The 25,097-nt window shown below is 69.5% G+C and carries 21 protein-coding genes; 10 read left to right on the top strand and 11 right to left on the bottom strand.

Annotated elements, in window-relative coordinates; translation table 11 throughout:
* Positions 1–43 precede the first annotated feature (43 nt).
* On the bottom strand, positions 44–616 hold the full coding sequence (locus tag Q0Z83_RS08045; protein ID WP_317793179.1) for a TetR/AcrR family transcriptional regulator: 573 nt from the start codon (positions 614–616) through the stop codon (positions 44–46).
* Positions 617–679: 63 nt separating this feature from the next.
* Between Q0Z83_RS08045 and Q0Z83_RS08040 the strand changes: the two genes are divergently transcribed.
* Positions 680–1,726, top strand: coding sequence for an FAD-dependent monooxygenase (locus tag Q0Z83_RS08040; protein ID WP_317793178.1), 1,047 nt, complete (start codon positions 680–682; stop codon positions 1,724–1,726).
* On the opposite strand, the gene Q0Z83_RS08035 is transcribed toward Q0Z83_RS08040, so the two are convergent.
* Together Q0Z83_RS08035 and Q0Z83_RS08030 are read right to left on the bottom strand one after the other, a co-directional pair.
* Complete coding sequence (locus Q0Z83_RS08035) at positions 1,688–1,909, bottom strand: hypothetical protein (protein WP_317793177.1); 222 nt, start codon at positions 1,907–1,909, stop codon at positions 1,688–1,690. The two genes, Q0Z83_RS08040 and Q0Z83_RS08035, sit on opposite strands and share 39 nt — an antisense overlap.
* 128 nt (positions 1,910–2,037) lie before the next feature.
* Positions 2,038–2,715 (bottom strand): hypothetical protein, encoded by a 678-nt coding sequence (locus tag Q0Z83_RS08030; protein WP_317793176.1) that lies wholly within the window; start codon positions 2,713–2,715, stop codon positions 2,038–2,040.
* Positions 2,716–2,779: 64 nt separating this feature from the next.
* On the opposite strand from Q0Z83_RS08030, the gene Q0Z83_RS08025 reads away from it, so the two are divergent.
* A complete protein-coding gene (locus Q0Z83_RS08025; RefSeq protein ID WP_317793175.1) occupies positions 2,780–3,703 on the top strand; it encodes a hypothetical protein in 924 nt (307 codons plus the stop codon).
* A gap of 171 nt (positions 3,704–3,874) precedes the next feature.
* On the opposite strand, the gene Q0Z83_RS08020 is transcribed toward Q0Z83_RS08025, so the two are convergent.
* Together Q0Z83_RS08020 and Q0Z83_RS08015 are read right to left on the bottom strand one after the other, a co-directional pair.
* Positions 3,875–6,091: a DUF6055 domain-containing protein gene (locus Q0Z83_RS08020; RefSeq protein ID WP_317793174.1), complete on the bottom strand. Its 2,217-nt coding sequence runs from the start codon at positions 6,089–6,091 to the stop codon at positions 3,875–3,877.
* Positions 6,092–6,277: 186 nt separating this feature from the next.
* The gene (locus Q0Z83_RS08015; protein WP_317793173.1) at positions 6,278–7,702 is read right to left on the bottom strand and encodes a hypothetical protein; all 1,425 of its coding nucleotides are present in this window, start codon (positions 7,700–7,702) and stop codon (positions 6,278–6,280) included.
* 193 nt (positions 7,703–7,895) lie between these two features.
* Here Q0Z83_RS08015 and Q0Z83_RS08010 point away from each other — a divergent pair, with 193 nt between their 5' ends.
* Positions 7,896–10,148 (top strand): RNA polymerase sigma factor, encoded by a 2,253-nt coding sequence (locus Q0Z83_RS08010; RefSeq protein ID WP_317793172.1) that lies wholly within the window; start codon positions 7,896–7,898, stop codon positions 10,146–10,148.
* Positions 10,149–10,240: 92 nt separating this feature from the next.
* Here the strand turns inward: Q0Z83_RS08010 and Q0Z83_RS08005 are convergent, their stop codons facing one another.
* Positions 10,241–11,470: an RNA polymerase sigma factor gene (locus Q0Z83_RS08005; RefSeq protein WP_317793171.1), complete on the bottom strand. Its 1,230-nt coding sequence runs from the start codon at positions 11,468–11,470 to the stop codon at positions 10,241–10,243.
* Positions 11,467–11,790 carry a YciI family protein gene (locus Q0Z83_RS08000; RefSeq protein WP_317793170.1) on the bottom strand — a complete coding sequence of 108 codons (324 nt, stop codon included), beginning with the start codon at positions 11,788–11,790 and terminating at the stop codon, positions 11,467–11,469. Before Q0Z83_RS08000 ends, Q0Z83_RS08005 begins: the two co-directional genes overlap by 4 nt.
* 105 nt (positions 11,791–11,895) lie before the next feature.
* On the opposite strand from Q0Z83_RS08000, the gene Q0Z83_RS07995 reads away from it, so the two are divergent.
* A complete protein-coding gene (locus tag Q0Z83_RS07995; protein WP_317793169.1) occupies positions 11,896–12,279 on the top strand; it encodes an ankyrin repeat domain-containing protein in 384 nt (127 codons plus the stop codon).
* On the opposite strand, the gene Q0Z83_RS07990 is transcribed toward Q0Z83_RS07995, so the two are convergent.
* A complete protein-coding gene (locus Q0Z83_RS07990; RefSeq protein WP_317793168.1) occupies positions 12,276–13,796 on the bottom strand; it encodes a class I SAM-dependent methyltransferase in 1,521 nt (506 codons plus the stop codon). The genes Q0Z83_RS07995 and Q0Z83_RS07990 overlap by 4 nt on opposite strands.
* A gap of 222 nt (positions 13,797–14,018) precedes the next feature.
* On the opposite strand from Q0Z83_RS07990, the gene Q0Z83_RS07985 reads away from it, so the two are divergent.
* The 6 genes from Q0Z83_RS07985 (at position 14,019) to Q0Z83_RS07960 (ending at position 20,237) form a co-directional block, all read left to right on the top strand.
* The gene (locus Q0Z83_RS07985; RefSeq protein ID WP_317793167.1) at positions 14,019–15,308 is read left to right on the top strand and encodes an ABC transporter substrate-binding protein; all 1,290 of its coding nucleotides are present in this window, start codon (positions 14,019–14,021) and stop codon (positions 15,306–15,308) included.
* Between the two features lie 14 nt (positions 15,309–15,322).
* Positions 15,323–16,291 carry a carbohydrate ABC transporter permease gene (locus tag Q0Z83_RS07980; protein WP_378078618.1) on the top strand — a complete coding sequence of 323 codons (969 nt, stop codon included), beginning with the start codon at positions 15,323–15,325 and terminating at the stop codon, positions 16,289–16,291.
* A 2-nt stretch (positions 16,292–16,293) separates the two neighbouring features.
* Entirely contained in the window at positions 16,294–17,136 is an 843-nt protein-coding gene (locus Q0Z83_RS07975) for a carbohydrate ABC transporter permease (RefSeq protein ID WP_317793165.1), read from the top strand.
* Positions 17,137–17,166: 30 nt separating this feature from the next.
* Positions 17,167–17,769 carry a TetR/AcrR family transcriptional regulator gene (locus Q0Z83_RS07970; protein ID WP_317793164.1) on the top strand — a complete coding sequence of 201 codons (603 nt, stop codon included), beginning with the start codon at positions 17,167–17,169 and terminating at the stop codon, positions 17,767–17,769.
* 153 nt (positions 17,770–17,922) lie between these two features.
* Positions 17,923–18,681, top strand: coding sequence for a 3-hydroxyacyl-CoA dehydrogenase (locus Q0Z83_RS07965; RefSeq protein ID WP_317793163.1), 759 nt, complete (start codon positions 17,923–17,925; stop codon positions 18,679–18,681).
* 176 nt (positions 18,682–18,857) lie between these two features.
* Positions 18,858–20,237, top strand: coding sequence for a stress response protein (locus Q0Z83_RS07960; protein WP_317793162.1), 1,380 nt, complete (start codon positions 18,858–18,860; stop codon positions 20,235–20,237).
* A gap of 240 nt (positions 20,238–20,477) precedes the next feature.
* Here the strand turns inward: Q0Z83_RS07960 and Q0Z83_RS07955 are convergent, their stop codons facing one another.
* The 3 genes from Q0Z83_RS07955 to Q0Z83_RS07945 are packed head-to-tail and all read right to left on the bottom strand — an operon-like array spanning position 20,478 to position 25,074.
* Positions 20,478–21,425, bottom strand: a complete 948-nt coding sequence (locus Q0Z83_RS07955) for a COG1470 family protein (protein WP_317793161.1) — start codon at positions 21,423–21,425, stop codon at positions 20,478–20,480.
* 11 nt (positions 21,426–21,436) lie between these two features.
* Positions 21,437–22,045 (bottom strand): hypothetical protein, encoded by a 609-nt coding sequence (locus Q0Z83_RS07950; protein ID WP_317797052.1) that lies wholly within the window; start codon positions 22,043–22,045, stop codon positions 21,437–21,439.
* Between the two features lie 5 nt (positions 22,046–22,050).
* Entirely contained in the window at positions 22,051–25,074 is a 3,024-nt protein-coding gene (locus Q0Z83_RS07945) for a family 43 glycosylhydrolase (RefSeq protein ID WP_317793160.1), read from the bottom strand.
* Between the last annotated feature and the right edge of the window lie 23 nt (positions 25,075–25,097).

The raw sequence follows: 25,097 nt of genomic DNA, 5'->3' as shown, positions 1-25,097 counted from the left end.
CCGGGCCCACTCTTCCGGCGCCCCGGCACCTTTCCGGTCCGGGTCAGGGAGCGGCCCGGTTGACGGTGATCAGGGTGCGGACGGTGCGGTCGATGGCCGCGGCCAGGGTGTCGGGTGGGCCTGGGAAAGCGAGCTGGTGCAGGATCAGCCCGTCGAGGTAGTCCATTATGGCCGTACAGTCGGCGTCGGGTTGGGTTGAACCTATCGCCCGTAACCATTGCGTCGCCCAGCGGCGCAGCTCGGCCGCGGACTCCGCGAGATGCTCCTGTAGTGCGGGCCGAAGGGCCGCCTCGATGAACAGGCCGTAACGGGCGACGGTGACCGGCCGCTCCGGACCGAGTGCCCGCAGCACATAGCCGGTCAACGCGGTGGCCAGCTCGCCCGGATCGGACGGCTGGACGAATCCGGCGATCGCGCGCCAGGCGATCCGGTCACGTTCGGCGAAGCGTTCGACGACGGCGCTGATCAGCGCATCCCGCGTCTTGAAGTAGTTGGCGGCGGATCCGAGCGGCATCCCGGCGGCGGCGTCGACCGCTCGGTGGGTCAGCGCCCGAACGCCCTGGTTCCCGAGAACGCCGATGGCCGCGTCGAGCAGGTCTTCCTGACGGGAGGGCACGTGATCACCCTACCGCTCACAACACCTGTAGTCGAAGAACTACATCTGTTGTACGGTGTGGGTATGCGACGACATGCGGCGATCATCGGCGGCGGCATCGGCGGACTCGCCACCGCCATCGCTCTCGGTAATGACGGTTGGCGGGTCACCGTTCACGAACGGGACTCGGCCCTGCCGATCACCGGCACGGCACTGGGCATGTGGCCTGCCGCTTTGCGGGCACTCGACGCTTTGAAGACAGGTCATGCGGTACGCGAAACGGGCACCCGGCAGGAGTCGGGCGAGGTACGCCGCCCCGACGGCTCACGGATCGTCACCATCCGTACCCCGGCCGCCGACCCGATCCACCTGATCTCCCGGCCCGCCCTGCTCAAGATCCTGCACGGCACCGCCACCACCATCGCGGACCTGCGCTTCTCCGACCCGGTCGACCGGATCGACAGCCTCGACGCGGACCTGGTCGTGGTGGCCGACGGCGTGTTCAGCCGGACCCGAGAGCAGCTGTTCGGTTCCGGGTATCGGGCGCGCTACTCCGGCGGCACGGCCTGGCGCGGCACCGTCGACGGCATGGCGACCAGCACGTTCGTCGAGGTGTGGGGCTGCGGCGTCAAGTTCGGCGTGACCCCGCAGGAGGGCGGCCGGACCAACTGGTTCGCGGCGGGCGGCGCCCCGGAGGGCGACTTCCATCCCGGCGCGGAGGCCGCCGCGTTGCGACGGATGTTCGGCGGTTGGGCGGCGCCGGTGAGCCAGGTCCTCGACACGGTCACCGAGGGCGGTATCCTGCGCCACGATGTGTACGTCACTCCGCCTCTGCCGACCTATGTCAGCGGAAACGCCGCCCTGATCGGCGACGCCGCGCACGCGATGACCCCGGATCTGGGCCGCGGCGCCTGCGAGGCCCTGATCGACGCGGTCGCCCTGGCCGACTGCCTGCGCGAGACCACGGCGATCCCCGTCGGCCTGGCCGCCTACGACCGTCGCCGCCGCCCGGCGACCAGGCGCCTGGCCCGGATGGCCGCCGCCGCAGGCCACCTGAGCCGCGTCAGGCGCGCCCTGCCGATGCGTGACGGCCTACTGCGGGCGAGCATGCTCGCCGGCCCACCGGCCTGACCGACGCCGCCGCAACCCGACGAGGATCCCACCCGACAGCACCGCTACGGCCCCGATCATCAGGGCGTCCCGGCCGACCGCGCTGAGTGCCGACCAGAGCCCCACGACGAGGGCGATCAACACGACTCCCAGGATCACGAAACCGGCGGCGGCCACCGGCTTACGCGCCGCGTCTCGTTCCATACCGTCACAAACGCCGCCATCTGCCCGACGACACCGCTCGGCGATAGATCAACTCGCGGTCTTCACTGTCCATATTCGGACTCGATCGCGCCGAATTCTCCGGCGTTGACGTCCCCGTCCGGCCCGGATCAGTCGCCGGTGGTGCCGGGGAACATCGGGGTGAGGAGGAGCGCCAGCGTGACCAGCGGGGCTGCGGCCACGGTCAGCGCGGTCAGGCGGCGCAATGGCTTTGCGAGCCAGGCGCCGGCGGCCAGGCAGGCGCCCCAGGGTAGGGACCACGCCAGTGCGATCTGACCGGTGAAGGCCATCTCCGTGAAGTCCGACAACACCGCCCACCAGGCCGGCAGCACGGCCGCGACCAGGACGCCGATCACCAGCCAACCGGGGTGCCGCGGGCGCCACGTCGCGGCCGGTCGGCGGAACAACAGCAGGAGAGCCGCGCCGGCGACCACCGTCATCGCCATCACCACCAGGACGGTCAACGGCATCACCAACCTGAGCACCTCGGGCGCGACGAACTGGAACCAGTCCCGGGACGCCACCAGCCCGCCGCCGATCAGCTGAACCGCGCAGACCAGGATCACTACGGCAGCGGCCCGGTGGTGGCGCGGCCACACCAGCAGGATCAGTGCGGACACCAGCACCGTGGCGAGCAGCGGCCAGAACGCGGGCACCGTGTGATCCCAGCCGGACCGGCCCTCATCGCGCAGCAGCACCGCGGTCGCGAAGGCGGCGGCGATCGTCGCGGCGGTGGCGCAACCCAGGATCACCGAACCGGCGGGTCGTGGCGCTGTGTCTTGGTCCATACCGGGACAACGCGTGGGCGGCGGCGTTGACTCTGCCACCGTGTGAGGGGTTTGGGTGAGTGGCATGCCTTCCTACCTCGGGTCCGGTCCCTACTGTTACGCCAACTCGCTGGCCATGGTTCTCGGGGAACACGCTCCGCCGCCGTCGGTGGTCGAGGTGCTCACCGGGTCGCCGTTCGGGTTCGAGTTGCTCGGTGGGCGGCTTCCGCTCTTCGATCCGTACGGCTGGGACCCCGATCAAGGACTCGACGAGGCGATCCGGCTGCTCGGCTGGACGTGTCGGCGCGACGGGGCGGACGACGAGCAGACCGCGCTGGCCAGGCTGCGCGACGCGGGCGGGCCGGTGCTGGTCGGGCCGGTGGAGTTCGGGCTGCTGCGGCATGTTCCGGGGATGACCGGGCCGATCCGGTCGGATCACTTCGTGGTGGTGCTCGAAGTGGACGGGGACGTGGTCCGGTTCCACGATCCGCACGGTTTTCCCTACGCGACTCTGCCCGTCCCGGATTTTCTGGCGGCCTGGCGGGCCGACACGATCGGGTATCGCGATCGTCCGTACACCATGCGCAGTGGTTTTGATCGGGTTGTCGCGGTGCGTGCCGATGCCGCGCTGCGCGCCGCGCTGCCCGGTGCCGCCGCCTGGCTGCGCGGCCGTGACCTGCCGGTTCCGCCGGGGACTGTGGGCGGCGCGGACGGGTTGTACCGGCTGGCTTCGCAGATCGACGCCGGGCTCGAACCGTCCGTTCGTGATCATTTGATCCACTTCGCGGTGCGGGTCGGCGCGCGCCGCCTCGCCGACGCGGCGACCGGGCTGGCCGGGATCGGCCTCGGCCCGGCGGCGGCGATCGCGACCGGTCAGGCGCGGCTGGTCGGCAGCCTGCAGTTCGACCTGGTCAGCGGCAATGACAAGGCCGCCGCGGCGACGCTGCGCCGGCTGGCTCCGACCTATTCGGCCCTGGCCGACGAACTCCCCGGATCCCCCACGACCTGACTCATCGCCGGTATCCCCGGCCGTCGACGGCGGTCCGGAGGAGACGGCCGGTGTGGGAGGTTCAACGGCCCGGTGCGGAGGTTCAGCGGACCAGCCGCCGCAAGGGGTTCCGGGGCCGGCAACCGTGAGGGGTTCCGGCGGGGCCGGAACCCCTCACGAGACCGAAAGCGGTCAGGAGGCGAAGGCCTTAACCTCTAGCAGGCCGACCGAGCTGGTTCCGTTCGATTGGAGTACGACCCGCAGCGCGCTCGTGTCGACAGGTGTGAACGTCACCGTGTTGTAGGCGTTGACCGCCGCCGGATACCCGCCGGCCCCGGAGACGTCGACCCAGGTGGAGCTGCCCGACCGGTATTGGAGTCGCCACGACGCTGGTGGGCGTACCCCTCCGTTGTCGTCGAAGAGGTAAACCTGGACGCGCCCGACCCGCACCGTGTTCGCCCACGTCAGCGCCGCCCACTGTTCGCCGCTCTCGGGCCAGGTGCCCCAGCGCGGGTTGGTGGTGTCGTTCGACGAGGGCGGTTCGAGGCCGTCGTTGATGGCGGCGATGCTCTCCCACGACGACGTGTACGAGGCCGATGCGGTAGCGCTGCGAGCGAGGTTGCTGTCGGCCGGCGGGGTAGTGGTGCCGCCGCCGATGGCGAGTTCGTCGGTGCTGAACGTGCCGTGTGCCGGGTTGATGTCGGACTCGCCGCCACCGCCGTCGCAGCCCCGGGTGGTGCTGAACATCAGGTAGGTGCCGGACGAGCAGGAGATCGCGAGTTCGGCGTCCCCGCCGACGACGATGTTGCCGGACAGGTTGGCGCCGCTCTGGATGAGTGCGTTGTCCTTGATGATCGCGTTGCCGCCGACGGTGCCGCCGTTGACCCAGCCCAGGCCCTCGATCCGGGCGTTGCCGGTGACGGTTCCGCCCATCACCGCGGCTTTCGGGCCGACGTAGGCGGTGGAGGCGACACTCGCGTTGCCGGCCACCCAGCCGCCGCCGTTGGAGTGCCAGCGCCCGCCGTTGGTCGCGGCCGGCTTGACATAGCCCGGCTCGAAACCGGACGGCGTGGCACCGGAGACCCGGAACTCGTACGGGTACCGGCGGGCCTTGGTGTAGCCGTCGAGGAACCCGTAGTGCGGGACGGCGTTGGGCGTGCCGGTGACGACCAGCCAGACCTCGCTCTCCCCGGACTGGAGCTGGAAGTCGACCTGCCCGTCCGTGCCGGTGACCAGCGACGAGTAGCGCGGCGTGCCGTTGCGCACCGCGACCAGCCCGAACGTCCACCCGGTCGCCCCGGTCTCGGCGTGTCCCTTCAACCGCAGCTTGACCAGCCCGCCATCGGTGGACGGCACCAGCTTGATCTTGTTGAACCCGTAGTCGGACGGCGCCACCCTCGTATTGATCCGGTAGTGGCCTTGACTTGAGTCGACTGCATCGACATTGCCGCCGTTGTACGCATTGAGGAACCCGGCCCCGTACACACTGTTGATGAACGGCATCAATGTCGACCGGTTGCCGAAGTCGTACGTGACGGTTCGGGTGGCGTACTCCCCGAGACGTCGATTGAGCTCGGTCTGCGTGATCCCGGAGATCCGCCGGTACGTTTCGAGGGGATGCTCGTTGCCGGCCGCCTCGTTCCAGATCCGGTTGAACATCGCGAGCCCGTCGCGGTCCTTGATGTACTGCGCCAGCATCCAGTTGCCGTAGTGGTGTCGGCTGGAGCTGTAGTAGAGGTTCTCCGAACGCAACCACCTGGTCAGGTCACCGGCCGCCGTCGTCGGCAGCGCCTGCATGGCCATGAACTCGGCGCTGGTCTCCCAGAACGTACCGGCGGTCGCGTCGATGAACCCGGCGCCCGGCCGGTTCATCGTGGTGTAGGCCTGGAACACGTGCCCGAGTTCGTGGGCGAGTCCCCACGATCCGGGCTGTGCGGCGCGGGGGTCGATGTTGATGATGCCGACCTGTCCGTCGACCGAGCCGCCGGTGGCCCAGGCGTTGAGCTCGGTGCGGTTCCAGGTGTTCGTGACGATCACAATGATCTTGTATTGGGCGAGTTTCCCGGTCTCCGGGGTGAACTTCATCGTGCTGACGTAGAACGTGTACAGGTTTTCGAGCTGGGTGATGATGCTGTTCGGGTCGAAGTTGTACGGCGACGGTGCCGACACCGGGTTGGTGCCCGATTTCTCGCCCCACAGCAGGACGAAGTTCGTCGACTCCCGGCTGCGACTCGACGACCAGGGGACCTCGCCGGTCTGCACCCAGCGCGACGGGATGTACAGGGTCTTGGCCGCCGCCGATGCCTGTGGCATGAGCTGCGGAATCACGGAACCGAGGACGAGTAGCACCGCCGCCAGCGCGATGGTGAGGCGGGTCCGGGAACGGGGAAGTGCATGGAGAAGCCGCATTGGGGGAATGCCCTCCTGCTGTCGAAGACCAGACCTTGGGGATGTACGGGTCATCAGTGATCTTTCATCCGATAGCCCGCGGTCTATGACAGGTCACCTTGAACTACGAAAACGTTTTCGGCAAGGTTTCGACAATTTTAAATATGAACTGGTGGGCCGCCGCCCGGACAGACGGCGGCCGACCGGTCAGGCCTGCGGGAGGACGCGGGCGATCTTGATGGACGAGGTCGAGGCGCCCGCCGCCGGGTAGGCCACGCTGCCGTCGGCGTACGCCTTGAACGCCTGGTAGGAGTGGTCCTTCACGGCGATGCTCAGACGGCTGCCGACAGTCTTGCCGGTGCCCGCGTCGTACACCTGCGCCGCGATGCCCGAACCCGACTGCCACGCCAGCAGCATCCGGCCCGAGCCGTAGGACACCAGATGCGGATGCTGGGTGGCGGCGCCGGTGCTGATCGTCGTGGTCGACTTCCCGGTGGTGAACCTCTCCAACCGGGCCTTGCCGCCCTGACTCCAGGCGGTCCAGTACCCCTTCGACTCGGCCGGCACCAGGTCACCACCGAAAAGGGTGCCGTCACAGGTCCCGGCCGCGACCGTGCGGTACGGGTTCGGCTGCGCGATCCGGCACGAGTTGTCGGTGGCGCAGACGGTGACGAAGCGCTTGGTCCGGGGATCCCACACGATCCGCGAGGTCCAGGCGTGACTGCAGCCGACCTCGAAGGCGTCCTTGTGGCCGGAGACCAGCTTCCCGCTCGCGTTGACGACCTGCATCCGGTCACCCTCGTGGATGTCGACGCAGTCGCCGTTCTTCACCGTGATCGCGACACCGAAGTAGGCGGCCCAGTCCGAGCCGTTGGTCGCGAGCCGGCCGTGGTGCTGGTACCACCAGATGAACCGGGCACCGTCGTCGTAACCCGTCCTACCACCGGTCAGGTTCGTGACCTGCCGCTCCCACACCAGCTTGCCGTTGTTGTCGAACCGGACCATGTGCATCGTGTTGCACGGGCTGGACGCTCCCCCGCACAGGGCGCCACCACCGCAGTCACCCTTACGCGTCAGGAGAAGGACCCCGCCCTTGGCGTCGGCCTGCACGTCCTGCAGGTCGATACCGGTGAAGCTGGTAGGGGTACCGACCAGCTTGTCGTCGCACCCCAGTCGGCCGAGGTAGACCTTGCCGTCGGTGCCGAGCCAGGCCAGCCACGACCCGCCGTCCGGGCGGGCGGCCAGGGCCATCGGCAGGCTCTCGGTGTCACCCTCGTTGCCGTAGCCGACGACCTTCGACGGCAGCGACACCTGCGTCACCTTCACCGCCGGAGCGGCCGACACCTGGCGCGCGCACCCACCGGCGACCGCGGCGGTGGCCGTGGCCTTGGGCGCGGCGGCCGAACCGGACACCGGGGCCGAGGGTGCGACCGCGCCGGCGGAGGCGACGGCACCATCCGACGGGGCGGGCGCGGCGCCGGCCGCCGCGACCTGCTCACCGGGCACCGGGCCGACGGCGTCACCGGAACCGGAGTCCCCGGACGAGGTCGTCGAGCATGCGGCCAGGGCGACGACCGCGACCGCCGCGGCGATCACCGTCCTGGTCGCCCGCCATCGCGCGAATGGTTTCATCGTGTTCTCCTGAGGTCCGAACGTCCTTACGCCGGATATGGCGGGGTGGCCCGCCATCGCATAACAGGAATCGGAGAAGGATTTTCGGGACGAGGTCCCCGGGCGGAACAGCGACGCCGCTCATAACAGGAATCCGGGGAGACGAATCTCAAACCGCCGGAAGGGGTATCCGGGCGGTACCCTCCCTGACGCCATGACCACCACAGAACAGATCCCCACCGACGTCGTAGTGGCCGCCCGCTCCGGGGACCGCAAGGCGCTGAGCGCGCTGGTAACCGATCACCTGCCGCTGGTCTACAACTTCGTGGGACGCATGCTGGGCCGGCACGCGGACGTCGACGACGTGGTGCAGGAGACGATGCTGCGCGCGGTCCGCGACCTGCCGGCGCTGCGCGAACCGGACCGGTTCCGGCCGTGGCTCATGGCGATCGCCCGGCACCAGGTCACCGAACGTCACCGGTCCCGACAGACGGTCGCGAACCGGACCACTCCGTTCGACGAGGAGTTGCAGGAGCCGGACCCCGACTTCGCGGGGGTGACCGCACTGCGGCTCGACCTGTCGACGCAGCGGCGGCAGACCGCCGAGGCCACGCTGTGGCTCGACGACGATCACCGGGAGACCCTCGCGCTGTGGTGGCTGGAGGCGGCCGGTGCGCTCACCCGGGCCGAGGTCGCCGAGTCGATGGGGCTGTCGCCGGCGCACGCCGGGGTCCGGATCCAACGCATGCGGGAACAGCTCGATCTGGCCCGTACCATCGTGGTCGCTCTGGCCGCCCCGGACCGCTGCCCGGGCCTGACCGCGGCGCTGGCCGGCTGGGATGATGTGCCGGGCCGCCTGTGGCGCAAGCGGATCGCCCGTCACCTGCGCGAATGCGACGCCTGCGGCGGTGCCGGGAAGGTGCTGGTGCCGACCGAGAGGTTGCTGGCGGGCGCCGCCCTGATCGCCGTCCCGATCGATCTGAAGTCGCGGATCACCACGCTGACCAGCACCACACCGACCAGTGCGGTTCCGGTCGGGAAGCTGGTCGCCGCCGGGACGGCGGTCGTCACGGCGGTGGCCGCGATGCTGCTGCTCATCGACCGGGATCCGGAGCAGCCACCGCCGGTCGTGGTGGCCGCTCCCCCGTCGGTCGTGGCCACGCCGAGCGCGGCCCCGACACCGTCACCGTCCGTGGCCAAGAAGCCGATCACCACGACGACGATCACTCTGCCGGTTCCGTTCGCCTACCGGATCCCCGGTTACAGCGGCAAGCAGCACAGCCGCCGGACACCGTTCGCGGTGGCGCCGAACGGCACCGCGTGGCTCGCCTGGCTGGCCGCCGACGGCACGAACGTGCACGTCACACCGCTCAACAAGGATCTGCAGCGGAGTGGTGACGACGTCGTGGTGCCCGGCCGGGAGGCGAGCGGCCTGATCGCCCACGACGACGGTTTCGCCCTGCTGACCCGGCGCGCCGATCCGAACGGCAACACGTTCGGTGACAGCAGCGCCTATCTGCTCCGTTACCGCAGTGGGAAGCAGGCGTGGTCGTCGGTGCTGACCGACGCGGCCACGTCGACGCCGATGCTGGTCGGTGATCTGGCCTGGAACGGCACGGTGTACGGGGCGTACTTCGCGGTCCGCGACGAATCCGGGCACTTCGGTGACCGGCTGTCGTATCGCAGTGCGGACGGTGACCCGGTCTCCGGCGGCTGGACGTGGGGTTGCAGCCACAACACCGGCATCGCGCTGGCCGCCGAGAAGAAACCGCCGTTCGCGTCGGTCTGCGCCAACGACTGGAAGGACGGCCTGTTCCTCAACACGGGCATCGGCTTCCCGCGGCCCGGCGCGGCCCGTCTCGACCACGAGGAATGCGTGGCGGGTTACTGCGGTGAGCCGTTCGGCGGCGACGGGGGAAGTTACAGCAACCTGGTGCGCTTCACCGACGGGAGGTATCTGCTGGCCTGGCAGTCGCGCGGCTGGTCCGAGACCTCCCCCGACCCGGCCGACGACTACGGGTATCTGGTCACCGCCCGTTGGAAGAACCACAACGTCGCGGTCACCTCCCTCAGCGACAAGAACTCACCGGCCATCCCCCTGACCACCGACCCGTCGACGCGCGCGATCCGCTACCTGACCAGCACCGCGAAGTCCGATCACGTCAACGTCCGGATCGGTCGCTTCGGCAGGAACGCGTTCGTCGTCTGGGATCAGGTCGCGGTCGGCGGTTGCAGCGCCGGCGTCTGCGACGGCCGCTACACCGGCACGTACGGCCAGGTTCTCACGGCTGCCGGCGCTCCGGTCGGAACGGCCCGCAGACTCGACGTCCAGGTCGGCGGCGATCTGGTGCCCCGGGCCGACGGCTCGCTGGCCTGGCCGTTCGTCGACAAGACCCCGGACTACCGCAGCCGCGGCAAGGCCTCGCCGACCACCAAGACGATCACCATCGCGGTCATGACCAGCTAAAACCCTCATATCGTACGGCCAGAAGGAGCACCCTGGCCGTCCACGCGAGGCGGCCGTCGGGTACCGACCGAAACGCGACCGCCGGGCTGATCCTATGGCCGTAACTGGTCACGGCGGCGGGTCAGGTAGGCGGTTTCGGCGGTGTTGCCGGCCAACGAGATGGCCCGGTCGTAGGCGTCCCGAGCGGGTGCGCTCCGACCGAGGCGGCGCAGCAGCTCGGCGCGGGTCGCGTGATAGGCGTGGTAGCGGTCCAGGCGGTCCCCGAGCCGGTCGACGGCGGCCAGTGCGACCTCGGGTCCGTCCAGTTCGGCCACCGCGACGGCGCGGTTCAGGGCCACGATCGGTGACGAGTCGATCCGGACGAGCTGGTCGTAGAGAGCCACGATCTGCCCCCAGTCGGTGTCGCGCACATCAGGCGCCGACGTGTGCACCGCGTTGATCGCGGCCAGGATCTGGTAGCGCCCCGGCGCCACTCCGGACGACAGCCGTTCCCGGACGACCCGGTGCCCTTCGGCGATCAGTTCCGCGTCCCAGGCCCCGCGATCCTGTTCGGCCAGCGTGACCAGCTGACCCGCCGATACCCGGGCGGCCCGGCGCGCCTCGGTGAGCAGCATCAGCGCGAGCAGGCCGGCCACCTCACCGTCGTCCGGCAGCAGGCCACGGATCAGCCTGGTCAGCCGGATCGCTTCGGCGGTGAGCTCCTGCCGTACCGGATCGGTGTCCTCTCCCGAAGCGAGATAGCCCTCGTTGAAGACCAGGTAGAGCACAGCGAGCACACCCGAGACCCGCCGCGGGAGGTCGTCCACCGACGGCACCCGGTACGGGATCCGCGCCGCCTTGATCTTGGCTTTGGCCCTGGTGATCCGCTGCCCCATCGCCGCCTCCTGGACGAGGAACGCCCGGGCGATCTCCGGCATGGTCAGTCCGCCGACCATCCGCAGGGTCAACGCGACCCGGGACTCCATGGCGAGCGCCGGATGACAGCAGGTGAAGATCAGCCGGAGGCGTTCGTCGTCGATCGCGCCGACCGGTTCGGGCGGGTCGTCGTCGTACATCATCCGGGCCTCCCGCTGTTTGTCGTCGCGTTTGAGCTCCCGCCGGATCCGGTCGATGGCCTTGCGGTTCGCGGTGGTGGTCAGCCAGGCGCCCGGGCTGGGTGGCACCCCGTCGGCCGGCCACCGTTCGACAGCCGTCGCAAACGCCTCGGCGGCGGCCTCCTCAGCCACGTCGAGATCACCGAATCGCCTGGTCAGACCGGCGACGATCCGCGCCCACTCGGTACGGTGGGCGCGGACGACAGCCGCGTGGACGTCACCTGTCACAGGAAGGGCCGTACCTCGACGCGCCGGTTGCAGGCCTTCGATCCGGCGGCCGCGAGTTTGAGCGCCACGTCCAGATCGGGCGCCTCGAACACCCAGAAACCGGCGAGGAACTCCTTCGTCTCGATGAACGGCCCGTCGGTGAAGACCGGCTCGGCGCCGCGCCCGTCGATGACCGTGGCGGTGGCCGGATCGGCGAGCCCACCGGCGAAGACCCAGTGCCCGTCGGCCTGCGCCTGCGCGTTGAACACGTCGATGGCGGCCATCTCGCTCGCCGTGCCGGAGTTGCTCTCGTCCGCGATGACCGAGACCAGGTACTGCATGTCGACCTCCCGTGTTTCAGGCTTTCTCCTGCTACGAACGCCGCGACCTCGATCCGACACCGGCCCGGCGATTTCTCGGGCGGGATCCCGGGTACCCCTGCGTACGTGACCCAGCTGGATGACAAGACGATCGCGTACGCCCACCGCATGTTCGACCTGGCCCGTTTCGGTGACGGCCCCGAACTGGTCGCCCACGTCGCCGCCGGACTGCCGCCGAACCTGACCAACGACAAGGGTGACACTCTGCTGATCCTCGCCGCCTACCACGACCACCCGGAGACGGTCGCCGCGCTGCTGGAACACGGCGCCGACCCGAACCGGACGAACGACCGGGGTCAGACCGCCCTGTCCGCGGCGGTGTTCCGGCAGAACCCGATCACCGTGCAGACCCTGCTGCGGGCGGGCGCCGACCCGGCCGCCGGCGCCCCGTCCGCGCTGGCGATCGCCGACTACTTCCGCCTCCCGGAGATGGCCGCCCTGCTGCGCTAGCTGTTGTGCGGGCGGCGGGCGACCACGAGCAGGTGGGTGGTGGGCCAGTCGATCGGGTCGCCGTCGAGTTCGATCAAGGCGGCGACCGGGGCGATCCGGTTGTCGATGATCCAGTCGTTGCGGATCGGGGTCGACGCCGGATCCAGCTCGAAACCCACCTCGGTCAGCAGGTCGGACCACTCGGCGAAGGACAGCCCGCAGAACTGCTCCTTCGTCTCGGACAGCCAGTTGTCGACGTAGTCCTTGCGGGTCAGGAAGTCCATCGCCGCGCCCAGCTCCAGGCGGACCGTGTCGTCGCCGACCGCCTCGAACGTGAACGGGAACGCGAAATCGGCCGCGAACTGGTCCAGCCGGGCTCGGGTGGAGAGGCCTTCCACGTACCGCTTGACCGGCCCGGATTCGAGAGTGTCCAGATCGAGCCGCGGGCCGACCGGGTTGTCGCCGTCGTCGACGGCCAGGCGCAGCAGCACCGTCCGGCGGCGGTCGGCGGGGCCGCACACGTCGCTGTTGATCCAGACGCCGCCCGGCGCGGTGTGGTCGAAGATGCGGCGGGCGAACTGGAGCAACGACTCGCGCTGCCGGCCGTACGACCAGATCTCGTGGGTCAGCGCGAAGGTGAGCGTGGTGTCCACCGACCGGTCCGCGAAGATCGCGCCCCCGAGGACGTTGCGCTGGTAGAAGTACACATTGGCGTTACGGAACACGCCCTGCGCCTTCTTGTGCACACACTCCGAGTACAGGTGGCGGGCCACCTCGACACCGATCAGGTCGCTCTCGTGCAGGCCCGGTTCGCGGTCGGCGAGCTCCAGGACGGCGCCGGCACCGCAGCCGATGTCGACGATCCGGCCGGGCCGCACGTGCCGGCGGACCGCCGTCCACTTGCGGTCGGCGGCGTCGGCGAAGGCCTCCACGTACGTCCGGTAGTCGCGGGTCGCGGTCAGACCGCCCTCGTCGCCGACGAGCGGGTCGTTGACGACGGTCCGGACCGTGTCGACCAGCCGGTACCGCTCGAAGACGTCGATGGTCGCCGGGTGGGCGAGTTTGCGCCACTCTTCGTCACCGGCGGCCAGTCGCAGCAGCACATCCCAGGGGCGTTCCGGCGCGGTACGCAACTCCGGATCCGCCTCGACCGGCGCGATCGGGAAGCCGAGCCGCTCGTAGAGTTTCGCGACCTCGGGCGTGGAGCACGCGACCACGGTGTCCTCCGGGGTCAGCTCGATCCCGGTGGCCACCGCGATGCTCTTGAGCGTGACGTCGGCGAACGCGTCGGTCGGCGCGGTGTCGAAAACCGGCACAACCAGTGACCGCAGGCCGCTGACCAGGCTGAACCGCTCGATCGCGGCCTCCCGACGGTGGTACGGCACAGGGTTGCGTCGGGTGTTGTCGTGGTTGGCCGACGTCACCGCCCACACGATGGTGGCCCCGTGGTCGGCGGCGAGCCGGTGCAGGTACTCGGCCTGGAACCGGGTCAGCAGGTGGTGGCGGCCGGGAAACAACACGAAGTCGATGTGGATCACCCCATGGCTTGACGACCTCGGAGCATACCGGCCCACCGGGCTCGCGGCGGCCGAACGGGGAGACTGATCGTAACTTCCGATAGTTCTCGGTTGCTATCCGTCACCGCTGGCGTGCCACTTCTGCTTTCCCCCACGTCTTGACATCCATGTTTGCCGCTCCATATTTTGAGCGACATCTTCCGGAAACACTCCGAAACTTTCGATAGTGATGAGGTGGGCTTCATGGCACCCAGAAGAACCCTTGCGGTGGCTGTCGCGGTGGCGCTGAGCGCCCTGGGCATGAGCGCCTGCACCGACGACGGCTCCTCCGACGGCGGTAGCGGCGGCAATGTCGAGATGCAGCTGTGGCACAACGCCACGACCGGCCCGGGCAAGGCGTTCTGGGAGAAGACGGTCGCCGACTTCCAGACCGCACACCCGAACGTCAAGATCAAGATCCAGCAGGTGCAGAACGAGGACCTGGACGGCAAGCTGCAGACCGCGCTGAACTCGGGCTCCGCACCGGACATCTTCCTGCAGCGCGGCGGCGGCAAGATGGCCGCGATGGTCGAAGCCGGCCAGCTCAAGGACATCACCGCCGACATCACCGACGCGACGAAGCAGGCGGTCGGCGAGGCGGCCCTCAAGACCGGGCAGGTCGACGGGAAGGCGTACTCCGTACCCGTGTCGATCCTGCCCGGGGGTCTCTGGTACTCCAAGGACGTTTTTGCGAAGGCCGGTGTCACCGCCCCGCCGGCCACCCTGGAGGAGCTCAACGCCGCGGTGACCAAGCTCAAGGCCAACGGCACGCCGATCGCTCTCGGTGCCAAGGACGCCTGGCCGGCCGCGCACTGGTACTACTTCTTCGCCCTGCGCGCGTGCAGCCCGGCCGCGCTCGACGCCGCCGCGAAGGACAAGACGTTCACCGACGCGTGCTGGACCAAGGCCGGTGAGGACCTCAAGGCGTTCGCCGACACCAAGCCGTTCAACGAGGGCTTCCTGACCACCTCGGCCCAGCAGGGCGCGGGCAGCTCGGCCGGTCTGGTCGCCAACTACAAGGCGAGCATGGAGCTGATGGGCGCCTGGGACCCGGGTGTCATCGCCTCGCTGACCAAGGACACCAAGCCGCTGCCCGACCTCGGCTACTTCCCGTTCCCGTCGGTGCCCGGCGGCCAGGGCGACCCGGCCGCGATCATGGGCGGCGCGGACGGCTACTCCTGCTCGGCGCAGGCGCCGAAGGAATGCTCCGACTTCCTCAACTACATCCTCACCAAGGACGTCCAGGAGGGCTACTACAAGGCGTTCAACGCGCTGCCGGTCAGCAAGGACGCCCAGGGTGCGGTCACCGAGGACTACCTCAAGGCGGTGCTGGAGGCCTACAACAAGGCGCCGTACGTGTCCCAGTGGCTCGACACCATCTACGGCCAGAACGTCGGCAACGCCCTGAACGTCGGCGTGGTGAACCTGCTGGCCGGCAAGGGTGACGTCGCCGGGATCATCCAGGCCGTCAACGACGCGGCCAAGAAGGGCTGAGTGGGTTGGTCTCCCTGAGCACCCGAGTCCGGGACGGGGGCGGCGTCGCGGCGCCGCCTCCGGCCCGGCCCCGCCGGCGCGGCATCGGCTGGGCACAGCGCCTCGAGATCGCGGCGCTGTCCGGCCCGGCCATCCTGATGTTCCTCGGCTTCGTGATCACCCCGGTCATCCTGGCCGGCTACTACGGTTTCTATCGGTGGAAGGGCTTCGGCCCGCCGACGAACTTCGTGGGGCTCGACAACTACGTCACGATCCTGCAGGACGAACTGTTCCACGAGGCGCTCTGGCACAACGCCCAGATCGTGGTGCTGTCGTTGGTCCTGCAGGGACCGATCGCGCTCGCCTTCGCTCTGCTGCTCAACCAGAAGATCCGCGGGCAGTCGATCATCCGGGTGCTGATCTTCGTCCCGTACGTGATCTCCGAGGTGATCGTCGGTACGGCGTGGGCCCTACTGCTGCAATCCGAGGGTGCGGTCAACGGCGTCCTGCGATCGATCGGCCTGGAGGGGCTGGTTGAGGACTGGCTGGCGAACCCGTCCATCGCCATCTGGACGCTGATGCTCATCCTGACCTGGAAGTACGTCGGGTTCGCGGTGATCCTGTTCCTGGCCGGCATGCAGAACATCCCGGAGGAGTTGTCCGAGGCCGCCGCGATGGACGGCGCCTCGTACTGGCAGACCCAGTGGCGGATCACCCTGCCGCTGCTCGGGCCGACCATCCGGATCTGGGGCTTCCTGTCGGTGATCGGCGCGTTGCAGCTGTTCGACCTGGTCTACATCATCTGGGGCCAGTACGTCGCGTCGACCGCCGGCACGTCGACGATGGCGACCTACATGGTCTCCGAGGGCCGTAACGCCGGCAACTACGGGTACGGCAACGCGGTGGCGGTCGTGCTCTTCATCATCTCGATGATCATCGCGCTCGTGTACCAGCGTTTCGTGTTGCGCCGGGACACCCAGGGCGCGCTCACCGGAGGACGGTAGACATGGCCACGGCCACCCACGCCCAACGCGCCCAGCGCGGCAATCCGGTCGTCTACGTCGCCGCCCTCGCCCTCATCGGTGTCATGCTCGGCCCGGTCGTCTACATCATCATCGGGGGCTTCCGGACCAACTCGCAGATCACCACCGATCCCGCCGGCCTGCCCGACCCGTGGCAGTTCGGCAACTACATCGACGTCCTGACCGGCGACACCTTCTGGTTGCAGGTCACCAACTCGACGATCGCCGCCGTGGTCACCACGGCCGGTGTCGTCACCCTGGGCGTGATGGCCAGCTACGTACTCGCCCGCTATCACTTCCGGGGTCGCGGCGCGATGTACGCGCTGTTCGCGGCCGGTCTGATGTTCCCGCCGACCGTCGCGATCACCCCGCTGTACGTACTGATCAAGAACCTGGGTCTGGTGAACACCCTGCCCGGCATCATCCTGCCGCAGATCGCCTTCACCCTGCCGACGACCGTCATCATCCTCGTGCCGTTCCTGCAGGCGATCCCGAAGGAACTCGAGGAGGCCGCGGCCATCGACAGGTGCAGCCGGCTCGGGTTCTTCTGGCGGATGGTGCTGCCGTTGTCGGTGCCGGGCCTGATCACCGTCGGCATCCTCGCGTTCGTCAACAGCTGGAACTCGTACCTGCTGCCGCTGTTCATCCTCAACGACCAGGAGTCGTTCACGCTGCCGTTGGGGGTGCAGGCGTTCGCGTCGCAGTACTCGGTGGACACCGCGAAGGTGCTCGCGTTCACGTCGCTGTCGATGATCCCGGCGCTGGTGTTCTTCAGCCTCTTCGAGCGCCGGATCGTCGGCGGCCTGACCGGGGCGGTGAAAGGCTGAACAGTCAACCTTGACCGGTATTCTGGCTCCATGACCACATCGACCCGGGGCCTGGAGTCCCGCTCCCGGATCCTCGACGCCGCGGTCACCTGCCTGCTGCGCGACGGCTACGCCCGGACCAGCACGATGTCGATCCAGGCCGAGGCGGGCATGTCGCGCGGTCGGCTGCTGCACCAGTTCCCCTCCAAGGAGGAGCTGCTGGTCGCGGCGGCGCACCACATCTTCACCGCGCAACTGGAGGCTCCGGTGCCGGGGCCGCTCACCGAGCGGATCGCCGAGGCGTCCGGCCCCGGGTCGCGGATCACGGTGGTCATCGACTGCCTGTGGGCCGGCTTCCAGGAGCCGAGCTTCTGGGCGGCGACCGAGTTGTGGGTCGCCGCCCGGACCGAGCCGGCGCTGGCCGCGGCGATCCAGCCGGCCGAGCGGCGGCTCGGCCAGGCCATCCGCGAGCGGATGGACCAGCTCTTCGGGCCCGATCTGGTCGCCCGGCCCCTCTATCTTCCGGTCCGACCGGTGCTTTTCACGAGCATGCGGGGTACGGCACTCAGCTACGCCTTCGACTCGAGGGATCCACGGACCGAGCCGATGCTGGGGCACTGGAACGAGATCGCCCGGCACGCACTGCTCGCCTGAGCTGCGCCCCTCGCCGCCCGGACCTCGCCCTCGCCGCCCGGCCCTCTCGCCGCCCGGCCCTCGCCCTTGCCGCCTGAAACAGACAGCCTTGACTGTTTCCGCTGTCTCGGGCGAGACTCAGCACGGACTGCCGCACTCCGAAGGGGACCCACCGTGAGACTGACCCAGAACGACGTCGCGCTCGTCACCGGTGGCGCCTCCGGCCTCGGTCTCGCCACCGTCCAGGCGCTCGCCGCCCAGGGTGCGCAGGTGGTGATCGTCGACCTGCCGTCGTCGGACGGCAAGGCGGTCGCCGAAAGCCTCGGCGGCGTCTTCGCCCCGGCCGACGTGACCAGCGAGGAGTCCGTGACCACCGCCCTGGACGCCGCCGACACACTGGGGCAGTTGCGGATCGCGGTCAACTGCGCCGGAGTGGGCACCGCCGCCCGCGTCGTCGGTAAGAACGGCCCGTTCCCGCTCGACCTGTACCGCCGCACCATCGAGGTCAACCTGATCGGCACGTTCAACGTGATCCGCCTGGCCGCCGCCCGGATCGCCCATGCCGAACCGGTCGACGGCGAACGCGGTGTCATCATCAACACGGCGTCGGTGGCGGCGTTCGACGGTCAGATCGGCCAGGCCGCGTACTCCGCGTCGAAGGGTGGCGTGGCCGCGATGACCCTGCCGATCGCCCGCGAGTTCGCCCAGTCCCTGATCCGGGTGGTCACGATCGCCCCGGGCCTCTTCGAGACCCCGATGCTGGCCGGACTCCCCGAGGACGCGAAGGCCTCGTTGGGCGCCCAGGTCCCCCACCCGGCCCGCCTCGGCAAGCCGTCGGAGTTCGCCGACCTGGCCCTGGCCGTCATCCAGAACCCGATGCTGAACGGCGAGACCATCCGCCTCGACGGCGCCATCCGAATGGCCCCGCGCTGAGCCGGCACTCGATCGACGGACATCACATCGCGCGTTCAGGCGAACGGCCGTCCACTGTTCACGGTGGACAGTAGCGACATGGCGGTTTAGAACTGACTGGTCGTCAGCCGTCACCACCCGCTCCGCAACCCTCGTCAGATGTAGGTTTCGCGAAGGTTTCGTGACGAGGAGTGACAATGGCGGAAGAGAGCTGGCACGCCGCACGACTGATTCCGACGTCCGGCATCAACGGTGCCGACGAACAGGAACGGCGGGCCACATCGGCGCTGCTCGCGGTGATGAGCGCAGTCCGGGAATTCGGACGGTCCCTGACCCAGCCGTATGGCGCGCCCGCAGGCCTGGTGCAGACCTTCATCGAGGTGCCCTTTACCCTCGGTGACGGCAAGTCGTTCCCGGACGGTCTGATCCGGGTGACCCGGGGCCAGCGACAGTGGACGGCGCTGGTCGAGGTCAAGACCGGGTCGAACGAGCTCCAGACGGAACAGTTGGAGCGATACCTCGATATCGCCAAGGAGCAGGGCTTCGACGCACTCATCACGATCTCGAACGAGATTCCGCCGATGGCCGGGCAGCACCCGACCCGCATCGACAAACGCAAGCTGAAGAAGGTCGCCCTCCACCACATTCCCTGGTCAGAGGTGCTGACCGTGGCGGTGATGCAGAAGGAGTACCGCGGTGTCGCGGACCCGGACCAGGCATGGATCCTCGGTGAGCTGATCCGCTACCTGGAACACCCCAAGTCCGGTGCGCTGGAGTTCAGCGACATGGGATCCTCCTGGGTGCCGGTGCGCGAATCCGTCAGCGCCGGAACGCTGCGCCCGACGGACAACGCAGTTCCGGAGATCGCCGGACGGTTCGACGCGCTGGTCCGGTACGCGGGCCTCCGGCTCGGCCGGCAGCTGGGGACCGATGTGGTTCCCGCACTGACACGCCGCGAGCTGGCCGAGCCGATGACGCGGACGCAGGCTCTGGTCAGCCAGCTCGCCACGACCAGCACGATGACTGCGGCCCTGCGGATCCCCGGAGCGGTCGGCACGTTGTCGGTGACCGCGGACCTTCGCGCCGCACGGATCACCTGCCACGTCGACGTCGAGGCTCCCCGCGAAGGCCGTCAGACGACCCGGGTCAACTGGCTCGTCCGTCAGCTCAAAGACGCGCCGGAGACGGTCCGTCTGGAGTCGTATGCCGCGCACGCCCGAGGCGCGGGCAGCGCCGAGCTGTTGCGGGTGGTCCGGGAGAACCCGGCAATCCTGATCGGCGACCCGTCCAAGGAACTACGCACGTTCCGGATCGCGCTGACCTCGGCCGCGGGCACGAAGCGCGGACGCGGCCGTGGGTCGTTCATCGACTCAGTGCTCGACGCCATCGACGACTTCTATGCTCAGGTCATTCAGAACCTCAAGCCGTGGATGCCCGCAGCGCCGCGAATGCGTTCGGCCGACGAGGTTGTCGCGGTCGAGCCGGTGCCGGCAGCCCTGTCGTCCACTGCCCTGTCGTCCCAGGACGACCCGGCGCCGATGGCGGCGCCGCCGGAACCGGCTCCGGCGGCGTCCTGACTCGATCTCGGCCTCAGCTACGAGCGGGTGCGGGCCTCGCATCGGCGACCGTGGGGTCCAGGAAGCCGTCGCGTTCGATGATGGCCGCCCACTCTCGGGACAGGGCGTCGCCTGCCCTGCGGCCGCGGACCCTGCGGCGGATCTCGGGGCGTTCGGTGGCGGCGGCCGACCCGCCACTTCACCCACTCGCCGGATCGGGACCGGCACAGGACCTTCATGCGTCAAGGGTGATCGACTTCGTCAACGCGTCGCGGAGCGGCGGCCCTCCTCGCGGGCTCGGGCCAGCATCGACCTGAGGTGCCGACGGCGGAGGCGCCAGGCCGCGATCAGCAACGCGGCGGCCACCACGACCAGGAGTTGGGGCCACGGCATCACCCAGGTGGTCAGGGTGGCCGTCGCCGGTGGGGCGCCGGCCGGGGTCAGGGTCACCGTGGTGCGGAGGCGGCCCAGACCCCACACGCCGTCGATCCGGGTGGAGACCGAGCGCGTTCCGCCGGGCAGCAGCTCGCCCGCCGTGACCTGGACCGTCCGGGTGCCGGCCGGCGAGGACACGGCCGCGGTGCCGGGCACCTCCAGGCGTACGTTTCCGGTGTTCGCGGACGTGTAGGAGACCTCCACCGCGCCCGGCTGGAACGGGTTCCAGGTGCCGGCGTACCGCATGTTGATCTCGTCGGCGGTGACCGACGGCCGGAGGGTGCCCGACGCGCGCAGCAGCAACCGGAAGCCGACCCGGCTTTCGATCTGGACCGTGCCCTGGCGGCCGGCGATCGAGGCGGCGATGCCGGCCGGATGGTCACCGGGTGTGATGCCGACCGGGGCGGTGATCGAAAACGGAACCACCACGGTCTTGCCGGCGCCGACCGTCACCGACTCGGGGACACTGACCCAGGTGCCGCCACCGACCGACTTCTGGTCGCTGGGCAGCATGTTGAAGCGGCCCTTGGCGGTCAGGTAACCGTCGGCGGCGCTCAGGGCGAACACCGCCGACGTGTCGCCGAGGTTGCGGACGGCGAGGTGTTCGGTGATCCGCCGGCCGGGGTCGAGGGTGCGTTCGATCCAGCGGCGCCCGTCCGGTCCGGCGGCCGACGCGGGCTGAACCGTCCACGTCACACTGGTGGGCGCGGCCGCCGCCGGTGCCGCGGGAAGCAGCACGGCCAGGGCGGCGAGAACGGCGACGGCACGGCGCACGGTGGGTGTCCTTACTCGAACAGGGACAGGGTGAGGGTGGACCGGTAGGAGCCGGCGGCCACGTCGACGGGGGTGCGCAGGGTGAGACCGGCGTTGACGGTGTACGCGCCGCCGGTCACCTCGGCCGAGTCGTAGGTGGAGACGAGCAGCTCCTGGTCGACGAGGCCGACATTGTTACCGGGCTGGGTGGGCTGATCGAGAACGGTCACCACCTCTTCACCTTCGGAGACCAGGCCGCTGTTGCCGCCGTTCAGCAGGCGCGGTTTCCAGCCGAGGTGGGCGGCACTGATCGGGGCCTGCCCGGCGGTTCCGGTGAAGTCGCTGGAACTACCGAGGACGGCCCACGCGGCACCGGCCGGAATCTCGTCGACGGTGCGGGTGTCGGTGACGGTGACCGTCGGCAGGGTGCCGGTGAACTGGCGAACCAGCAGGTCGGAGCCGTTCTCCTGCAACGCGACGGAGTTGCCGGCGACGGTCAGGGCGAGCACGCCCGGTTCCTCGATCTCGGTGATGTCGACGGTCACCTCGACCTGGGCGGGATCGCCCGGGTCGGCGGACGCGACCGACGGCACGGCGGCGACGAACAGCGAGCAGGCGGCGGCCACGCTCAGCCGGGTTATCGATTTCAACTGCTTCCTCCAGAGCACTGCAAGGCGTTGTATGGGGCGGTGAGGACGCTGGTCCCGGCGGTCGCGGTGGCCGATCCGGCGGGCACCGAAGCCACCCGGGCGGCGAACGACTGGTAGACGTTCGCGCCGGGCGCGACACCGACAAAGACCTTTTTTCCGTACGGCGAATCGAGCTCGATGTCGAGCGGTGCGGTGTGGCCGTTACGTGCCGCGACGGCCAGGTAGACCTTCCCGGCCAGACATCGTGGCTGCGCCGTGACGGTCACCGGCACCACTGGCGACTCGTCGGCGGTCACCCGCCACTCGGTGACGGCCACCGCCGAGTAGGTGCTTCCGTTCCCGTCGGCCGCGATGACCGCCCGCAGCCGGGACGTGACGACCGGATCGAAGGTGACCGTGTTGAAGGCGGTGCTGCTGGTCCCGTACCCGGAGGCGTTGGTGACGTCCTGCCAGGCGGAACCGTCCCACCATTGCAGCTGCCAGCCGTCCGGTTCGGCGACGCCGTCGCCGGTGCCGGCCGCGCTGTCCCGCCAGAACTTGATCGAGGCTCCGGTGAGCCGGATCGCCCGCGTCCAGTCGTACTGGATCCACTGGCTCGCCGGCCGGGTCCCGGACCAGGTGCCCCAGATCTGCGCCTGGCCCGGCGAGGCCGGGTCGGCGTCGTCGTTGAGCGCGCCGACGCTGTTCCACCCGGCCGTGTAGGACGCGGTGGGTACGGCGATCGGCCCGACGTTGCCGGTGAGCGGCCCGGACAGGTCGGCGGGAAGCACCGCCTGCTGCACGGCCGACGTGTTCCCGGCCTGGTCGACGGCCCGGAACGACACGGTGTGCTTCCCGGAGTCGGGTGCGCCGACCGGGCCGGTGTAGACGGTCCATGCCCCGGCACCGATCGCGTATTCGAGCCGGGCCAGTCCCGAGGTCGCATCGGCGCCGCTGACGGTCACCCGGCGATCGGCGACGGCCCCGGACACGGTCGGCGCGGTGGCGTCGATGTGCACGCCGAGCTGGGCGGCGTCTGAATCGTTCCCGGCCCGGTCGGTGGCCACGGCGCTGACCGTGTGCCGCCCGTCGCCGGTGACCGTGGTGTCCACGGTGCGGACGGCGGACGCCACGGATTCGACGCCGTCGACAGTGGTCCGGATCGTCATCCGTCCGCCACGGTCGTCTACTGCGGCGGCCCGCACGTTCACCGCCGACCGGAACCATCCGCCGGTCCCCGCACTGCCGCTGGGGGTGAGGGTGAGCGCCGGTGCGGTGACGTCCCCTTCGGTGTCCCCCGGTGAGATCACCGTGACCTGGGCGTTGACCCTTCCGGCCGCATATCCGAGCACACTGCCGCCGACCGTGAACGTCCCCGGTTGTGCGACGTCGGCCGGGTCGACCGCGTCCCAGTACACCGGCACCCGCAGCGTCTGGTCCCCGAAGACGACGGGCACCGCACCGGGCAGCGCGGTCTCGCCCACCTCGACGGTGACGTGTGCGGACGCGATCGAGGCGGGTTGTGCCGCGAGTACCTTCCACTCCTCGACGGCGACCGCCGAATACGTGCTCCCGTTCGTCGACGCGTCGAAGACCGCCCGCACCTGGCTGGTGGTGACCGGATCGAACGTCGTGTTCTGGAAGCCCTGGGTCCCGGTCGGATAGCCGCTCGGGTTCGGCACGTCCGTCCACTGGCCGTCAGCCCAGTACTGGATCTTCCACTTCGCCGGTGCGGCGACTCCGACTCCGGTGCCTTGCGGCTGGTCGTTCCAGAACTCGATCTGTGACATGGTGATCCGCATGGGTTGATCCCAGGTGTACTGGATCCATTGTTGATTCGGGTTGACCGCGGTCCAGGTGCCCCACATGTCCGGCGGCAGCGGGTTGGCGCGCACGATCTCGTCGTTGAGTGCCTTGATCCAGTACTGGGTGGGGACCGGATCGTTGGACACGGTCACCTCGGCGGCCTGGGCGATGTTGGCGCGCGGTGTCCGGTCGGCCTGCTTCACCGGCGTGACGACGACCGGCTTGATCCGCGCCGGTGTGACCGTGTCATCCCACTCGACCTTGTCGATCGCCACCGACCTGCGGAAATGACCGCCCCCGGCCGCGTCGGCGGTGTGGTAGACGAGGTACCACTGGCCGTTGAACTCGATGATCCCCGGGTGGCTGGTCGTCGACGACACCGGCGGCAGGATCGTCCCGCGGTAGGTCCACGGGCCGTCCGGTGCACTCGCCGTGGCGTAGGCGATGCAGGCGTGATAGCTCGCCGGGGTGCACGCCGAGGTCGGCCCGGCGTTGTTGCCGGCGTAGGCCAGGTAGTAGGTGCTGCCGCGTTCGAACAGCCACGGCGCCTCGAAGTAGCCGGTCAGTCCGGTGACCGTCCGCTGGGTGCCGACCGGTGTCTTCATGTCGGCCTGGAATTCGAGCATCCGCAGCTGCCCGAAGGTTCCCCAGTAGACGAACACCCGCTGGCCCTCGACGAGGATGGTCGGGTCGATGTTCTCGATGGTGTTGGCGGTCGGGACGCGTTGCGAGATCAGCGGCCTGCCGATGTGGTCGGTCCACGGCCCGGTCGGGGTGGTCGACACGGCGACGCCGATGGCGAACTTGTTGGGCGCGGGCGAATCCCGTTCGTGGATGGGGACGTACCAGTAGTAGCGGCCGTCGGGTCCGCGGACGACCTGACCGGCGTAGGCGCGGCCGGGCGACGCCCAGGCGAAGACCCCGTCCGGGCGCATCAGTGACGGGTGGTGCGTCCACTCACCCTCGGCGACGTCGGAGGTACGCAGTACGCCCCACTCGTTCATGACGAAGTCGTTGACGGCCGGCCCGGCCTCGTCATGGCCGGTGTAGATGTGCAGCTGCCCGTCGGCGACGAGAGGTGCGGGGTCGGCGGAGTAGTAGGAGCCGTCGGCGAGGATCGGATTCACGGTCCGGGTGAACGTGTACGGGTCGGCCGCGCGGGCCGGTGCGGCGGGCGCTACGAGGAGCAGCCCGGCCGCGACCAGCCCGGCGACCGCCGCTTTGAGCGGTCTCACGGTGGCGATTCCTGTCCGGATGA

The organism is Actinoplanes sichuanensis, from assembly GCF_033097365.1.
Lineage (GTDB): Bacteria > Actinomycetota > Actinomycetes > Mycobacteriales > Micromonosporaceae > Actinoplanes > Actinoplanes sichuanensis.
Note: the sequence above shows the minus strand (reverse complement) of the source record. Positions and strands in the feature narration are given on the sequence as shown.

What these genes read in the sequence shown, in the direction of transcription:
- Q0Z83_RS08020 (WP_317793174.1), bottom strand. Translation starts at nt 6,091, where the DNA reads ATGCGGCTTCTCCATGCACTTCCCCGTTCCCGGACCCGCCTCACCATC.
- Q0Z83_RS08000 (WP_317793170.1), bottom strand. Translation starts at nt 11,790, where the DNA reads ATGCAGTACCTGGTCTCGGTCATCGCGGACGAGAGCAACTCCGGCACG.
- Q0Z83_RS08025 (WP_317793175.1), top strand. Translation starts at nt 2,780, where the DNA reads ATGCCTTCCTACCTCGGGTCCGGTCCCTACTGTTACGCCAACTCGCTG.
- Q0Z83_RS08040 (WP_317793178.1), top strand. Translation starts at nt 680, where the DNA reads ATGCGACGACATGCGGCGATCATCGGCGGCGGCATCGGCGGACTCGCC.
- Q0Z83_RS07975 (WP_317793165.1), top strand. Translation starts at nt 16,294, where the DNA reads ATGGCCACGGCCACCCACGCCCAACGCGCCCAGCGCGGCAATCCGGTC.
- Q0Z83_RS07960 (WP_317793162.1), top strand. Translation starts at nt 18,858, where the DNA reads ATGGCGGAAGAGAGCTGGCACGCCGCACGACTGATTCCGACGTCCGGC.
- Q0Z83_RS08035 (WP_317793177.1), bottom strand. Translation starts at nt 1,909, where the DNA reads ATGGAACGAGACGCGGCGCGTAAGCCGGTGGCCGCCGCCGGTTTCGTG.
- Q0Z83_RS07985 (WP_317793167.1), top strand. Translation starts at nt 14,019, where the DNA reads ATGGCACCCAGAAGAACCCTTGCGGTGGCTGTCGCGGTGGCGCTGAGC.
- Q0Z83_RS08010 (WP_317793172.1), top strand. Translation starts at nt 7,896, where the DNA reads ATGACCACCACAGAACAGATCCCCACCGACGTCGTAGTGGCCGCCCGC.
- Q0Z83_RS08030 (WP_317793176.1), bottom strand. Translation starts at nt 2,715, where the DNA reads ATGGACCAAGACACAGCGCCACGACCCGCCGGTTCGGTGATCCTGGGT.
- Q0Z83_RS08015 (WP_317793173.1), bottom strand. Translation starts at nt 7,702, where the DNA reads ATGAAACCATTCGCGCGATGGCGGGCGACCAGGACGGTGATCGCCGCG.
- Q0Z83_RS07970 (WP_317793164.1), top strand. Translation starts at nt 17,167, where the DNA reads ATGACCACATCGACCCGGGGCCTGGAGTCCCGCTCCCGGATCCTCGAC.